Raw genomic sequence first — 553 nt, 5'->3', positions numbered from 1 at the left:
TCAGGGTTAACTACCACAGTTCCGTTTGCAGGATCTGTGTTTCCAGTTACTGTTTGATTGTCTCCTTCAAAGTCCTCGTCGTTAGTCAGTACATTACCGCTAACTGCTGTGTCTTGGAAGGTGTTGTTGATATCATCAATAGCATCCGTAGTATTTAAAATACCACCTACTGTGATGTATACTGTCGCCTCGTCACAGGCTACTGGAGTCCCGTCGTCGCATACCGAGTATACAAACTGATCCGTTCCTTCAAAGCCTGGGTTTGGTGTGTATTCAAAGCTTCCATCAGCATTAAGTACTAGGGTACCGTTGGCTGGTCCGCTTACTGGAGTAGTGTTCACCGTTTGGTTGTCACCCTCTGGGTCGTTGTCGTTGTCTGATACGTTTCCAGTTACTGGGGTATCTGGAGTCGTGTTGTAAGCATCGTCGTTAGCTACAGTGATGTTTCCATTGTCATCGTTGATGGTGATGGTAACCACTGCAGTGTCACAAAGTGCTGGTGTTCCGTTATCACAGATCGTGTACTCAAAAGTATCCTCTCCAGTGTATCCTG

Annotated in this window: 1 protein-coding gene; it reads right to left on the bottom strand. The window is 46.3% G+C overall.

Features of this window, described 5'->3' with window-relative positions; all coding sequences use genetic code 11:
• Positions 1-553, bottom strand: a 553-nt coding sequence (locus POW22_RS10330) for an Ig-like domain-containing protein (RefSeq protein WP_272832598.1), incomplete at both ends; no start/stop codon positions are given.

The sequence above is a fragment of the Gilvibacter sediminis genome (assembly GCF_028561565.1).
GTDB lineage: Bacteria > Bacteroidota > Bacteroidia > Flavobacteriales > Flavobacteriaceae > Gilvibacter > Gilvibacter sediminis.
The sequence above is the reverse complement of the archived record's forward strand: the minus strand, read 5'-3'. Positions and strand labels throughout refer to the sequence as shown.